The sequence below is a fragment of the Streptomyces roseicoloratus genome, assembly GCF_004117935.1.
Taxonomy (GTDB): Bacteria; Actinomycetota; Actinomycetes; order Streptomycetales; family Streptomycetaceae; genus Streptomyces; species Streptomyces roseicoloratus.
Window position 1 is genome coordinate 43,629 of record NZ_SDOY01000143.1, and the last position, 12,984, is coordinate 56,612.

At 70.8% G+C, this 12,984-nt stretch carries 12 protein-coding genes; 3 read left to right on the plus strand and 9 right to left on the minus strand.

Annotated features, from left to right (window positions below; translation table 11 throughout):
* Positions 1 to 28: 28 nt before the first annotated feature.
* The 3 genes from ESG85_RS23315 to ESG85_RS23325 all read left to right on the plus strand — a co-directional run bounded on the left by ESG85_RS23315 (position 29) and on the right by ESG85_RS23325 (position 3,158).
* Positions 29 to 1,327 carry an MFS transporter gene (locus tag ESG85_RS23315; RefSeq protein WP_128982371.1) on the plus strand — a complete coding sequence of 433 codons (1,299 nt, stop codon included), beginning with the start codon at positions 29 to 31 and terminating at the stop codon, positions 1,325 to 1,327.
* 126 nt (positions 1,328 to 1,453) lie between these two features.
* Positions 1,454 to 2,089, plus strand: a complete 636-nt coding sequence (locus tag ESG85_RS23320; protein ID WP_374050395.1) for a L,D-transpeptidase family protein — start codon at positions 1,454 to 1,456, stop codon at positions 2,087 to 2,089.
* Positions 2,090 to 2,180: 91 nt separating this feature from the next.
* Positions 2,181 to 3,158, plus strand: a complete 978-nt coding sequence (locus ESG85_RS23325; protein WP_128982375.1) for a sigma-70 family RNA polymerase sigma factor — start codon at positions 2,181 to 2,183, stop codon at positions 3,156 to 3,158.
* A 12-nt stretch (positions 3,159 to 3,170) separates the two neighbouring features.
* Here ESG85_RS23325 and ESG85_RS23330 read toward each other — a convergent pair whose 3' ends face one another.
* The 9 genes from ESG85_RS23330 to ESG85_RS23370 form a co-directional block, all read right to left on the minus strand.
* Entirely contained in the window at positions 3,171 to 3,449 is a 279-nt protein-coding gene (locus ESG85_RS23330) for an STAS domain-containing protein (RefSeq protein ID WP_246095233.1), read from the minus strand.
* A 63-nt stretch (positions 3,450 to 3,512) separates the two neighbouring features.
* Positions 3,513 to 4,100, minus strand: a complete 588-nt coding sequence (locus ESG85_RS23335) for a Uma2 family endonuclease (protein WP_128982379.1) — start codon at positions 4,098 to 4,100, stop codon at positions 3,513 to 3,515.
* A 116-nt stretch (positions 4,101 to 4,216) separates the two neighbouring features.
* On the minus strand, positions 4,217 to 5,494 hold the full coding sequence (locus ESG85_RS23340) for a thymidine phosphorylase (RefSeq protein WP_128982381.1): 1,278 nt from the start codon (positions 5,492 to 5,494) through the stop codon (positions 4,217 to 4,219).
* Between the two features lie 85 nt (positions 5,495 to 5,579).
* Positions 5,580 to 5,984, minus strand: coding sequence for a cytidine deaminase (locus ESG85_RS23345; RefSeq protein ID WP_128982383.1), 405 nt, complete (start codon positions 5,982 to 5,984; stop codon positions 5,580 to 5,582).
* Entirely contained in the window at positions 5,981 to 7,246 is a 1,266-nt protein-coding gene (locus ESG85_RS23350; RefSeq protein WP_128982385.1) for an ABC transporter permease, read from the minus strand. Before ESG85_RS23350 ends, ESG85_RS23345 begins: the two co-directional genes overlap by 4 nt.
* Complete coding sequence (locus ESG85_RS23355) at positions 7,243 to 8,361, minus strand: ABC transporter permease (RefSeq protein ID WP_128982387.1); 1,119 nt, start codon at positions 8,359 to 8,361, stop codon at positions 7,243 to 7,245. Before ESG85_RS23355 ends, ESG85_RS23350 begins: the two co-directional genes overlap by 4 nt.
* Positions 8,358 to 10,082, minus strand: a complete 1,725-nt coding sequence (locus ESG85_RS23360; RefSeq protein ID WP_128982389.1) for an ABC transporter ATP-binding protein — start codon at positions 10,080 to 10,082, stop codon at positions 8,358 to 8,360. The genes ESG85_RS23355 and ESG85_RS23360 overlap by 4 nt, the downstream gene beginning before the upstream one ends.
* Positions 10,083 to 10,219: 137 nt before the next feature.
* Positions 10,220 to 11,278: a BMP family lipoprotein gene (locus ESG85_RS23365; protein WP_128982391.1), complete on the minus strand. Its 1,059-nt coding sequence runs from the start codon at positions 11,276 to 11,278 to the stop codon at positions 10,220 to 10,222.
* 443 nt (positions 11,279 to 11,721) lie between these two features.
* Positions 11,722 to 12,963, minus strand: a complete 1,242-nt coding sequence (locus tag ESG85_RS23370) for an amidohydrolase (protein ID WP_128982393.1) — start codon at positions 12,961 to 12,963, stop codon at positions 11,722 to 11,724.
* Positions 12,964 to 12,984: the final 21 nt, after the last annotated feature.

Genomic DNA, 12,984 nt, shown 5'->3' on the forward strand with positions numbered 1-12,984 from the left:
ATGAAGCGGACCGTCCTACGTTCGAGGCATGCCTTCCGCCAGTACCAAGGCGGCCGCCACCGGCGCGGTCGCCGAACCCGGTCGTGACTCCGCCGACACCCGCCTCGCTCCCGGCCGCCCCGGCTACCGCCGGATGAGCCTCGCGCTCTTCGCCGCCGGAGTGGCCGCCTTCGCCCTCCTCTACTCCACCCAGGCCCTTCTCCCCGCCGTCTCCGCCGAGTTCGGCGCGAGCGCCTCGGCCGCCTCCTGGACGGTGTCCGCCGCGACCGGCGCGCTGGCCCTGTGCGTGCTCCCGCTGAGCGCGCTGTCCGAGCGCTTCGGACGCCGCTCGATGATGACGGTCTCGCTCGTGGTCGCCGTGGCGGTGGGTCTGCTCGTGCCGCTCGCCCCGAACCTGGAGAGCCTGGTCGCGCTGCGCGCGGTGCAGGGCGCGGCGCTGGCCGGAGTGCCGGCCTCGGCGATGGCCTTCCTGGCCGAGGAGGTGCGGCCGAGGGCGCTGGTCGCGGCGATCGGTCTGTTCGTCGCGGGCAACTCCATCGGCGGCATGAGCGGGCGGATCGTCACCGGCTGGGTGGCGCAGCTGTGGGGCTGGCGCGCGGCGCTGGCGGCGGTCGGCCTGATGGCCGTGGTGTGCGTGCTCGCGTTCCGGGCGCTGCTGCCGAAGGCGCGGCACTTCACGCCGGGCACGCTGAACCCGAAGGCGCTGGCGCGGACGGTGCGCGGGCACCTCGCGGATCCGCTGCTGCTGCGGCTGTACGCGATCGGCGCGCTGTTCATGACGGTGTTCGGCGCCGTGTACACGGTGATCGGCTACCGCCTGGTCGAGGCCCCGTTCTCGCTGCCGCAGGGCGTCGTCGGCTCGGTCTTCCTCGTGTACCTGGTCGGCACGGCCTCCTCGGCGGCGGCGGGCCGGCTGGTCGGCCGGCTCGGCCGGCGCGGCGCGCTCTACCTGGCGGTCTCCACGACGGCGGCGGGTCTGCTGCTGTCGCTCGCGGACGCGCTGGCGGCCGTCCTCGCGGGCCTGGTGCTGATCACGGCGGGCTTCTTCGCGGGGCACGCGGTGGCGTCCTCCTCGGTGAGCCGTACGGCGCGGACGGGTCGCGCCCAGGCATCGGCGCTCTACCAGTCGGCGTACTACCTCGGCAGCAGCGCGGGCGGCACGCTCGGCGCGGTCGCCTTCCACGCGGGCGGCTGGGCCGGGACGGTCCTGATCGGCCTGGTGGCGGTGCTCGGCGTCGTGTCGCTCACGCTGTACGGGACGCACGCCGCGCGGGTCGAGGCGCGGCGGACGCGGGCGCTTCGTCACGAAGTGGCCACGGCGGCCTGAACCGCTGCAACTGTCGGGCTCCCCCGAGCGTCAAACGGGTCAGGACTCTAGGGGGAGTTGACGATCATGATCGGGATACGCGGACGCGCGGGCATCGGGCTCGCGGTCACGTCTCTGGTGGTACCCATGTCGGTGGCGCTCGGCGCCGCCCCGGCCCAGGCCGCGTCGTGCAACGTGACGACCGGCCCGTACCAGAAGCAGGTGGAGAAGTTCCTCGGCCGGCCGGTCGACGGCAAGCAGTCGTCCGCCGACTGCAAGGCCGTCAAGGCCTTCCAGGCCAAGCACGGCATCACCCCGACGCAGGGCTACGCCGGGCCGCTGACCTGGCGGACCATGTCGACGATGCAGGCGCAGAAGGCGGCCGGGAAGAATCCCAACAAGGACCGCAAATGCCCGACCAACAAGGGCCGGATCGCCTGTGTCGACCTGACCCGCCAGCTCAGCTGGATCCAGGACGGCGCCAAGCTCAAGTACGGCCCGGTGCCGGTGCGGACGGGCCGGGACGGCGCGGAGACGCGGACGGGCGCCAAGAAGATCTACTGGCGCAACATCAACCACTGGTCGACGCTCTACCACGTGTCGATGCCGTACGCGCAGTTCTTCGACGGCGGGCAGGCCTTCCACTCGGTCACCAAGTCGATGTGGAACCCGCCGGGTTCGGCCGGCTGCGTCAACATGACGCAGAAGGACGCGAAGGCGTACTGGAGCCTGCTCAGGAACGGTGACGACGTGTACGTGTACGGGCGCAAGCCCGGCACCTGAGCCGAACCGGCCCCGGTTGTCGGTGGCCTGCGATAGCTTCCCCTCATCGGCGTCGACCGGGCGCCGCTGAGGGGCGAGCGAGACGGACCACATGGCTGTGCAGACGACCGAGGACCTCACGACGGACGACCTGGAGAAGTACCGCAGGGAGCTGACCGGTTACTGCTACCGGATGCTGGGTTCCGCCTTCGAGGCGGAGGACGCCGTGCAGGACACCATGGTGCGCGCCTGGCGCTCCCTCGACTCCTTCGAGGGCCGTTCGTCGCTCCGCTCGTGGCTGTACCGGATCGCCACCAACGTGTGCCTGGACTCGCTCAGCGCGGGCAACCGGCGGGCCCGCCCGATGGACCTCACGGATCCGACGCCGGTCGCGCAGGCCCGGCTCAACGAGCGTCCCGAGATCACCTGGCTGGAGCCGGTGCCGGACGGGCGGGTGCTGCCGTCGGTGGCGGACCCGGCGGAGACGGCCGTCTCCCGGGAGACGGTGCGGCTGGCGTTCGTGGCGGCTCTGCAGCACCTGCCGCCGAAGCAGCGGGCGGTGCTGATCCTGCGCGAGGTGCTCGCGTGGAAGGCGAGCGAGGTGGCCGAGCTGCTCGGTCTGACCGTCGCCTCGGTCAACAGCGCGCTGCAGCGTGCCAGGGCCACCATCGCCGAGCAGGCACCGGCCACGTCGGACGCGGCGGACCCCCTGGACGAGGAGCAGAAGGCCCTGCTCGACCGCTACGTGGCCGCCTTCGAGGGCTACGACATGCAGGCCCTCACGGCGCTGCTCCACGAGGACGCGACGATGTCCATGCCGCCGTACGACCTGTGGCTGCGCGGCCACGAGGACATCGTGGGCTGGATGCTGGGCGTCGGCGAGGTGTGCCGCGGCTCGAAGCTGCTGCCGACCGTGGCGAACGGCCAGCCGGCCTTCGCGCACTACCACCCGGACCCGGAGGGCGGCTACGCGCCGTGGGCGTTGATCGTCCTCCAGGTGCACGACGGGAGGATCGGCGGCATGGACTTCTTCCTGGACACCAAGCGCTGGTTCCCGCTGTTCGACCTGCCGGAGCGGCTGCCCGCCTGACGCTTCCGGGGTTCACAGCAGGTCCCCGAGCCCGACGAGCCCCAACACATCCCTCAGCTCGGGCCCGGCCCCCCGAAACTCCAGCCGGTGCCCGCACCGCCGCGCGGTCAGCCGCAGCCGCGCGAGGGCGTCGACGGCGCCAAGCCCGACGCGGCCGAGCCCGCCGATGTCGCATATGACAAGGCTCGGCTCCGCCGCTTCGAGCAGCGCGCAGAGCCGCCCGACGTCGTCCGGGGCGGGCTGCCCGGTGAGCCGTACCTCGATGGTCGGAGAGGCCGGAGAGGTGTCCACACCAGGGAGACCGCGGGCGGGCCCGGAACTCATCGCTGGGGGGAGGCGGGGCCCGGGAGGCGCTCAACCGAACGGAAACACGCTGGTGTCGATCGTGAGGTCGAAGGGGGCGGGGAGGTGGATCTCCTCTCCGAACCTCACCTTCTGGAGCTCCTGATAGACGTCGCTCGGCTCGCCGTAGAGCGTGACGGTCGGGCCCCCGGGTCCGAAGCGGTCGATGAGGAGGTAGAGCGGCACCTTCGCCTCCGCGTATGCGGCCGCCTTGTTCAGCCTGTCGTAGCTCGCGTTGGACGGCGACGTGACCTCGACGACCAGTTCGGCCGCGGTGAGCGGTGCGGATTCGCCGCCTTCCAACTCGGCCATGACCCGTTCCGGGATGACGACGAGGTCGGGGACATAGAGGCGGCCCCGCGCAGGATGGGCGACCCCCTGTGTCTCGTAGACGCACCAGTCCTCCGGGACCACGGTGTACAGCCGGCGATGGACCTTCTCGACGATACGGTTGTGCGGCGCGCCGGGCGGTGGTGTCACGACAATGATCCCATCGATGATCTCCACCTTGCTGCCCTCGGGCCAGTCCGACTCCTCCCAGAAGCGGACGAGCTCGTCCCAGTGCGGGCCCGGAGCGGGATCGACGGGGAGTGCACTCATGGCGGTCTCCTTTTCGGTGTGGCACCGATCCCAGCATGCCGAACGGGACCGGTGGGGGTCCACCGGTCCCGTTCACCCGAAGGTGTCACTGGCACATGCCAGAGGCGATCGCGATCTCAGGCGATACGGTCCAGCACGATCGGGTTCGGCGTGAAGGCCGTGCCCTGCGCCGCGATGTCCCAGGCGCCCGTGAGGGACTTCAGGGCGTAGTCGAACTTCTCCGGGGTGTCCGTGTGGAGGGTCAGCAGGGGCTGGCCCGCGGTCACCGTGTCGCCCGGCTTGGCGTGGAGCTCGACGCCCGCGCCGGCCTGCACCGGGTCCTCCTTGCGGGCGCGGCCGGCGCCCAGGCGCCAGGCGGCGATGCCGATGTCGTAGGCGTCCAGGCGGGTGAGGACGCCGGAGGAGGGGGCCGTCACGACGTGCTGCTCGCGGGCGACCGGGAGGGTCGCGTCCGGGTCGCCGCCCTGCGCGGCGATCATGCGGCGCCAGACGTCCATCGCGGAGCCGTCCTTGAGGGCCTTCGCCGGGTCGGCGTCCTTGATGCCGGCCGCGTCGAGCATCTCCTTCGCCAGGGCCACCGTCAGCTCGACGACGTCCGCCGGGCCGCCGCCCGCGAGGACCTCGACCGACTCGCGGACCTCCAGCGCGTTGCCCGCCGTGAGGCCGAGCGGGGTCGACATGTCGGTGAGCAGGGCGACCGTCTTCACGCCGCTGTCCGTGCCGAGCGCGACCATCGTGGAGGCCAGCTCGCGGGCGTCCACGATGGTCTTCATGAACGCGCCGGTGCCGACCTTCACGTCCAGGACCAGCGAGCCGGTGCCCTCGGCGATCTTCTTCGACATGATCGAGGAGGCGATCAGCGGGATGGCCTCGACGGTACCGGTGACGTCACGCAGGGCGTAGAGCTTCTTGTCGGCCGGGGCCAGGCCGTCGCCCGCCGCGCAGATGACCGCGCCGGTGGTGTCGAGGACGTGCAGCATCTCCTCGTTGGAGAGCAGGGCGCGCCAGCCGGGGATGGACTCCAGCTTGTCGAGGGTGCCGCCGGTGTGGCCGAGGCCGCGGCCGGAGAGCTGCGGCACGGCCGCGCCGCACGCGGCGACGAGCGGGGCGAGCGGCAGGGTGATCTTGTCGCCGACGCCGCCGGTGGAGTGCTTGTCGGCGGTCGGGCGGGAGAGCGAGTCGAAGTTCATGCGCTCACCGCTGGCGATCATCGCGGCCGTCCAGCGCGCGATCTCCTCGCGGTTCATGCCGTTCAGCAGGATCGCCATGGCCAGCGCGGACATCTGCTCGTCGGCGACCACACCGCGGGTGTAGGCGTCGATGACCCAGTCGATCTGCTCGGGGCTCAGCTCGCCCTTGTCCCGCTTGGTGCGGATGACGGAGATGACGTCCATGTGAAGGTGCCTCTTTCTACGCGCATAGAGGGAGTGAAAGGAGGAGCGGCCCTTCCCATCGTGCCGGAAGGGCCGCTCCGAGGTGCTACTTCGCGAGGTGGTCCGGGCCGAAGGCCTGCGGCAGCATCTCCGCCAGGGTCACGAACCCCGCGGGCGTCTCCAGCACGAGCCCGGGCCCGCCGAACTCGTACAGCAGCTGCCGGCAGCGCCCGCACGGCACCAGCGGGCCGCCGCTGCCGTCCACGCACACGAAGTGCGTGAGCCGTCCGCCACCGGTCGACTGGAGCTGAGAGACCAGGCCGCACTCGGCGCACAGGCCGAGGCCGAACGAGGCGTTCTCCACGTTGCAGCCGGAGACCACCCGCCCGTCGTCGACGAGGGCCGCCGCGCCGACCGGGAACTTCGAGTACGGGGCGTAGGCGCGGGACATCGCCTCGCGCGCCGCCGTACGCAGCAGCTCCCAGTCCGGCTCGGTGTCGGCCGGGGTCACTTGCCCTGGCCCTTCCGGTAGGGCAGACCGTCCGCCTTCGGCATCCGCAGCCGCTGCGCCGACAGGGCGAGCACGAGCAGCGTGGTGACGTACGGGGCGGCGTCCACGAACTGGCTCGGGACCTCGTCGGTGAGGACGTACCAGAAGAAGAAGCCGACGGCGAAGACGGCGCCGATCGCGGCGACCACCCACTTCTTGCGGTACATCTGCCACAGCGCGGCGATCACCAGCAGCAGCGCGACCAGCAGCAGCAGCGCGTGGACGTTCTCGGCGCCGCCGCGCAGCTTGAGGCTGTCGGTGAAGCCGAACAGGCCGGCGCCCATGGCCATGCCGCCCGGCATCCAGTTGCCGAAGATCATCGCGGCGAGACCGATGTAACCGCGGCCGCCGGTCTGGCCCTCCTGGTAGATGCCGGTGGAGACGATCGCCAGGAACGCGCCGCCGAGACCCGCGAGGGCACCGGAGATCGCGACGGCGATGTACTTGTACTTGTAGACGTTGACGCCGAGCGACTCGGCGGCGACCGGGTTCTCACCGCAGGACCGCAGCCGCAGGCCGAAGGCCGTGCGCCACAGCGCCCACCACGTGACCGGGATCAGCAGGAGGGCGACCACGGTCAGCAGCGACAGGTTGGTGACCAGACCGCCGAGGATGCCGGCCAGGTCGGAGATCAGGAACCAGTGCTTGGCCTGGAGGTCGGCCAGCCAGTCCGAGAGCCCCGGGATGGTGATCTGGGTGATCTGGTCGATGCGCGGGGACTGCTTGGAGGAGCCGCCCTCGGCCTCGGCGAAGGTGAAGTTCGACAGGTACTGGGTGAAGCCCACCGCGAGGATGTTGATGGCGACACCGGACACGATGTGGTTCACGTTGAACGTGACGGTGATGATCGCGTGCAGCAGACCGCCCAGCGCACCACCGAGCAGACCGACGACGACGCCCGTCCACGGGCCCCACTGGTAGCCGGCCCAGGCACCGAACCAGGTGCCGAGGACCATCATGCCCTCGAGACCGATGTTGACGACGCCCGCCCGCTCGGACCACAGACCGCCGAGACCGGCGAGACCGATCGGCACCGCGAGCTGCAGCGCGCCGGAGACCTGGCCGACGGAGGTGAGGTCGTTGGCCCCGGAGACGACCCGGACCAGCGAGAACAGGACGAGAGCGGCCGCGACGATCAGCAGGATCCAGGGCCAGGTCAGCTTGCGGCGGCCGCCCGCCTTCTTGGGCGCGGCGCTCGGCTTGGTGACGGTACCCGTGCTCATGCCGCAACCTCCTTGTCGGTCTTGAGGGCGCCGCCGGCGGCGAGTTCCTCGCCGACCTTCTGCTGCTGGCGGCGGAGGCCGTAACGGCGGACGAGTTCGTAGGAGACGACCACGGCGATCACGATGATGCCCTGCATGATCTTGGTGATCTCCTTCGGGTAGCCCGCGACGTCGAGCGACGACGACGTCTTCTCCAGGAAGGCGAAGAGCAGGGCGGCGAAGAAGATGCCGACCGGGTGGTTGCGGCCGAGCAGGGCGATGGTGATGGCGGTGAAGCCGACGCCGACGGGGAAGTCGAGGCTGTACGTGTGGGTCTCACCGAGCAGCGTCGGCATGCCGGACAGACCGGCGAGCGCGCCGGAGAGCAGCATCGAGGTGAGGATCATCCTCTTGGCGTCGACACCGCTCGCCTGGGCGGCCGACTCGCTGGCGCCGGTGGCGCGCAGGTCGAAGCCGAAGCGGGTGCGGTTGAGGACGAACCAGTAGACGACGCCGAGCGCGAGCGCCACGAAGGTGAAGCCGTAGATGACGCCGTTGCCCTCGCCCATGTCGATGCCCGGGAACCAGCCGGACTCGGCGATCTCACCGGTGGTGAGGTTGTTGGAGCCCTCGGGCTGGACGCCGAAGTTCTTGGGCAGGATCAGCCAGGCCACCAGCGAGGTCGCGATGGCGTTGAGCATGATCGTCGAGACGACCTCGGAGACGCCTCGGGTGGTCTTCAGGATGCCGGCGATACCGGCCCAGAAGGCTCCGGTGAGCATGGCGGTGAGCACGATCACGAGGATGTGCAGCGGGCCGGGCAGTTCGATCGAGGCGCCGACCAGGGCGGAGACCATGGCCGCGAGGCGGTACTGGCCGTCGACGCCGATGTTGAAGAGGTTCATCCGGAAGCCGATGGCCACCGCGAGCGCCGCCAGGTAGTAGATCCCCGTCTGGTTGACGATCAGGACCTGGATGTCGGAGAACCCGGCGTTGTCGATCATCAGCCGGATCGGCTCGATCGGGTCGAGGCCCGTGGCGAGCAGCACCAGCATGGTGAGCACGAACGAGGAGACCAGCGCGAGCACCGGGCCCGCGGCCCCGATGATCAGCTTGTCCTTGTCGAATTTCATCATCGGGCGTCACCGTCTTCGGGGTGCTCTGCGGAGGGCGCGTCGGTGCCTTCGAGCCGGCCGGTGGCCGCGCCGGTCATGGCGGAGCCCAGCTGCTCGGGCGTGATGGTGGCGGGGTCGGCGTCCGCGACGAACCGGCCGCGGTACATGACCTTGAGGGTGTCGGACAGGCCGATCAGCTCGTCGAGGTCGGCGGAGATCAGCAGCACCGCGAGGCCCTCGCGGCGGGCGTCGCGGATCGCGTCCCAGATCTGCGCCTGCGCGCCGACGTCCACTCCGCGGGTGGGGTGGGCGGCGATCAGGAACTTGGGGGCGTGGCTCATCTCGCGGCCGACGATCAGCTTCTGCTGGTTGCCGCCGGAGAGCGAGGCCGCGGTGACGTCGATGCCCGGCGTGCGCACGTCGTACTCGCGCACGATCCGCTCGGTGTCCTTGCGGGCGGCCTTCGGGTCGAGGACGCCGCGCCGGGAGTTGGGCGCCTCGGTGACGTGGCCGAGGATGCGGTTCTCCCAGAGCGGGGCCTCGAGGAGCAGACCGTGGCGGTGGCGGTCCTCGGGGATGTAGCCGATGCCGCCTTCGCGGCGCTTGCGCACGGGGGTGGTGGAGATGTCCTTGCCGTCGAGGGTGATGACGCCCGCGTCGGGGCTGTTCATGCCCATGAGGGCCTCGATGAGCTCGGTCTGGCCGTTGCCCTCGACGCCGGCGATGCCCAGGATCTCGCCCTTGTGGATGGTCAGCGAGATGTCGTCGAGCAGCTTGCGGCCGGCGCCGATCTCCTGGAGGGCGACCGCGCCGGACGGGTCCGGCGGGGCGGCGGTGGTCAGCGGGGCGGCGGCAGCGGCGCCGGCCTCGGTCAGGGTGAGGCCCGTGACCTGGAGCATGGGCACGTCCGTGACCGTGGACTCGCGGGTCTCCGGCGACGGCAGCTCGGTGCCGACCATCAGCTCGGCGAGCTGCTTGGTGGTGGCGGTCTTCGGGTCGGCGGTGCCGACGGTCGTGCCGCGGCGGATGACCGTGATGTCGTCGGCGACCTTGAGGACCTCGCCCAGCTTGTGCGAGATGAAGATGACCGTGAGGCCCTCGGACTTGAGCTCGCGCAGGTTGTCGAAGAGCGCGTCGACCTCCTGCGGGACGAGCACGGCGGTCGGCTCGTCGAGGATGAGGATCCTGGCGCCGCGGTAGAGCACCTTGAGGATCTCCACGCGCTGCCGGTCGGCGACGCCGAGGTCCTCGACGAGCGCGTCGGGGCGGACGCCGAGGCCGTACGCGTCGGAGATCTCCTGGATCTTCCGGCGGGCCTTGGCACCGATGCCGTAGAGCTTCTCGCCGCCGAGGACGACGTTCTCCAGGACGGTGAGGTTGTCGGCGAGCATGAAGTGCTGGTGCACCATGCCGATGCCGCGCGCGATGGCGTCACCGGGGCTGGAGAAGGTGACCTGCTCGCCGTCGATGGCGATGGTGCCCTCGTCCGGCTTCTGCATGCCGTACAGGATCTTCATCAGGGTCGACTTGCCGGCACCGTTCTCACCGATCAGGGCGTGCACGGTGCCCTTGCGAACGGTGATCGCGATGTCCTTGTTGGCGACGACGCCGGGGAAGCGCTTGGTGATGCCGTGGAGTTCTACGGCAGGGGGGCTGGACGCGTTGATGGCGCACTCTCCTTGGCCGGAAGGAGTGGGAGCGGAGGGGCAGGGCGGGGCGAAGTTATCGTGCCGCTGGGACATCTACACGCGTAGCACTGCCGGAAATTGAAAACCCGTACGGGATTGGGTCCCGTTCCGGGGGAATGGGGCCGGGGCCCGGCTCCGGTGGGGTGCCACCGGATCCGGGCCCGCAGGCTCAGGTCAGGACCTGGATGCCGTTACGGCGTGGTCTTGACGGTGATCTTGCCGTCGACGATGTCCTTCTTCGCCTTGTCCACGGCGGCGACCATCTCGGTCATGCTCGAGTACGCCGGGTTGGACGTGGCCAGGCCGACGCCGTCCGTCGCGAGGCCGTAGCGGACCTCACCGCTCTGCGGCTTGCCGTCCTTGACCGACTTGATCAGGTTGTAGACGGAGTCGGACACGTCCTTGGTGACCGAGGTCAGGATGTGGTCCTTGTAGGCCGCGAGGCCCTTCTGGTTGTACTGGTCGGAGTCCACGCCGATGGCCCACTTGCCGGCCTTGGCGGTGGCCTCGATCGCGCCGGAGCCGGCGAGACCGGCGGCCGCGTAGATCACGTCGGCGCCCTTGTCGAGCTGGCCCTGCGCGGCGGCCTTGCCGAGGTCCGGCTTCGAGAAGCCGTCGAAGTTCGGCGGCTGGGTCAGGTACTGGGTGAGCACCTTGGCCTTGGGGTTGGTGTCCTTGACGCCCTGGACGAAGCCCGCCTCGAACTTCTTGATCAGCGGAACCTCGACACCGCCGATGAAGCCGACCGTGCCGGTCTTGGAGGCCTTGGCGGCGGCGACGCCGGCCAGGTAGGAGCCCTGCTCCTCGTTGAAGACGAGGTTGGCGATGTTCGGGCCGGTCTTCGACGTGTCGTCGATCAGGCCGAAGGTGGTCTTCGGGTAGGCCTTGGCGACCTTCTCGATGGCCGGGGCGTAGGCGAAGCCGACGCCGATGACCGGGTTGTTCCCGGCGCGGGCGAGGGCGGTGAGGCGCTGCACCTTGTCGGCGTCGCCCTCACCCTCCGAGGGCTCGGCCTCGGAACCCTTGACGTCGAGCTCGTCCTCGGCCTTCTTCAGACCGGCGTAGGCGGCGTCGTTGAAGGACTGGTCGCCGCGGCCGCCGATGTCGTAGGCGATGGCGGCCTTGACGGCACCGGCGCTCGAGGTGGAGCTGGAGCCCGAGTCCGTCGACGACTTGCCACACGCGGTGGCGGACAGGGCAAGCGCCGCAGAGGCGATGCCCACGGTCGTGATCCTGGTGATCCGGCGCAAGAGGAGGGTCCCTTCAAGACTGACCGAAAGCGCCTCTTCCGGCGCTGGTTTCGCGGCGATCGTAACGCGCGTAGATGTCAGTTAAAGACCCGTTCATGAGTCGTTATCGGATCGACGCGAACCGGCCAGGCCACACACCGGGGGCGTCCGGCCCGATACCGCCCGTCATACACGCTGGTACGGGTGTACGGGCCGCGCCCCGAAGCGACACGCCGGGCACTGGGCCAGGCGGATGAACGGCTTCCGGTCCCTCATTAAGTCGTACTTAAACGTCCGGATTTCGCGGTTCGCGCGGCGCCCGGATCACGGCCTCGGGCGGGCCGGCCCCGTGCTCTCGGGCGGGCCGGCCCCGCGACCTGCGGCGGACCGGCCCCGTGACCTCCGGCGGACCGGCCCGCAGCCTTCGGCGGACCGGTCCGTGACGGATCGGCGGCGGCTCCGGATCAGCGCGTCGCGGCCTTCGGCATGCCGTCGAGGAGCGCCGCGGCCGTGAACAGCTCCACGCCCACCCCGATGGCCCGCTCGTCGACGTCGAAGTCGCCGGCGTGGAGGTCGCGCACCCGGGTGTCGCCCGGAGTGCGGACGCCGAGCCTGGCCATGGCGCCCGGGACGTGCTCCAGGTACCAGGAGAAGTCCTCGCCGCCGAGCGACTGCTCGGTGTCCTCGACCGCGAGCGGGCCGCGGCGGGCGGTCATCGCGTCGCGGAGCAGCTCGGTGACGACCGGGTCGTTGACGACCGGCGGGACGCCGCGGACGTAGTCGACGGTCGACTTGGCGCGGTGCAGCGTGGCGATCTCGTCGACCGCGGCGTGCACCAGGTCGGGGGCCTCGCGCCAGGTCGGCAGGTCGAGGCAGCGGACGGTGCCGGAGAGCTCGGCGTGCTGCGGGATGACGTTGGGCGCGTGGCCGGACTCGATGCGGCCCCAGGTGACCGAGAGCCCGGAGCGGGCGTCCGCCCGGCGGGCCAGGACGGCGGGCACGTCGACCGCGACGCGGGCGGCGGCGGTGACCAGGTCCGTGGTGAGGTGCGGGCGGGCGGTGTGGCCGCCGGGGCCGTCGAGGGTGACCTCGAGGCGGTCGCACGCGGAGGTGATGGGGCCGGGCCGCAGCCCGATCTTCCCGGCGTCGACGCGCGGGTCGCAGTGGACCGCGAGGATCCGGCCCACACCGTCCAGGACGCCCGCCGCGACGGCGTCGGCGGCACCGCCCGGCAGCACCTCCTCGGCGGGCTGGAACAGCAGCCGTACGGCCGCGGGGAGGCGGCCCTGGCGGTCGAGCTCGGCGAGGACGAGTCCGGCGCCCAGGACGGCCGTGGTGTGGACGTCGTGCCCGCAGGCGTGGGCCCGGTTCTGCTCCTGGGAGCGGTACGCGACGGTCTTCACGTCCGGGATGGGCAGCGCGTCCAGATCGGCGCGGATCGCCAGCATCGGCCGTCCGCGGTCCCAGGTCCCGATGTCACAGATGAGCCCCGTGCCGCCGGGAAGCACCTGCGGGCGCAGTCCCGCGGCCTGCAGACGGGCCTTGACCGCGGCGGTGGTACGGAACTCCTGGTTGCCGAGCTCGGGGTGCATGTGCAAGTCCCTGCGGAACGCGATCAGTTCGTCACGCAGGGGTTCGGACAGCGTTCCGGGCAGGACTGTGGGCACCGCGCCGGGACCGGGCTCTCGGGACTTCAACTGGTTCACCTTTTGAAGGGTAGGCCCCCG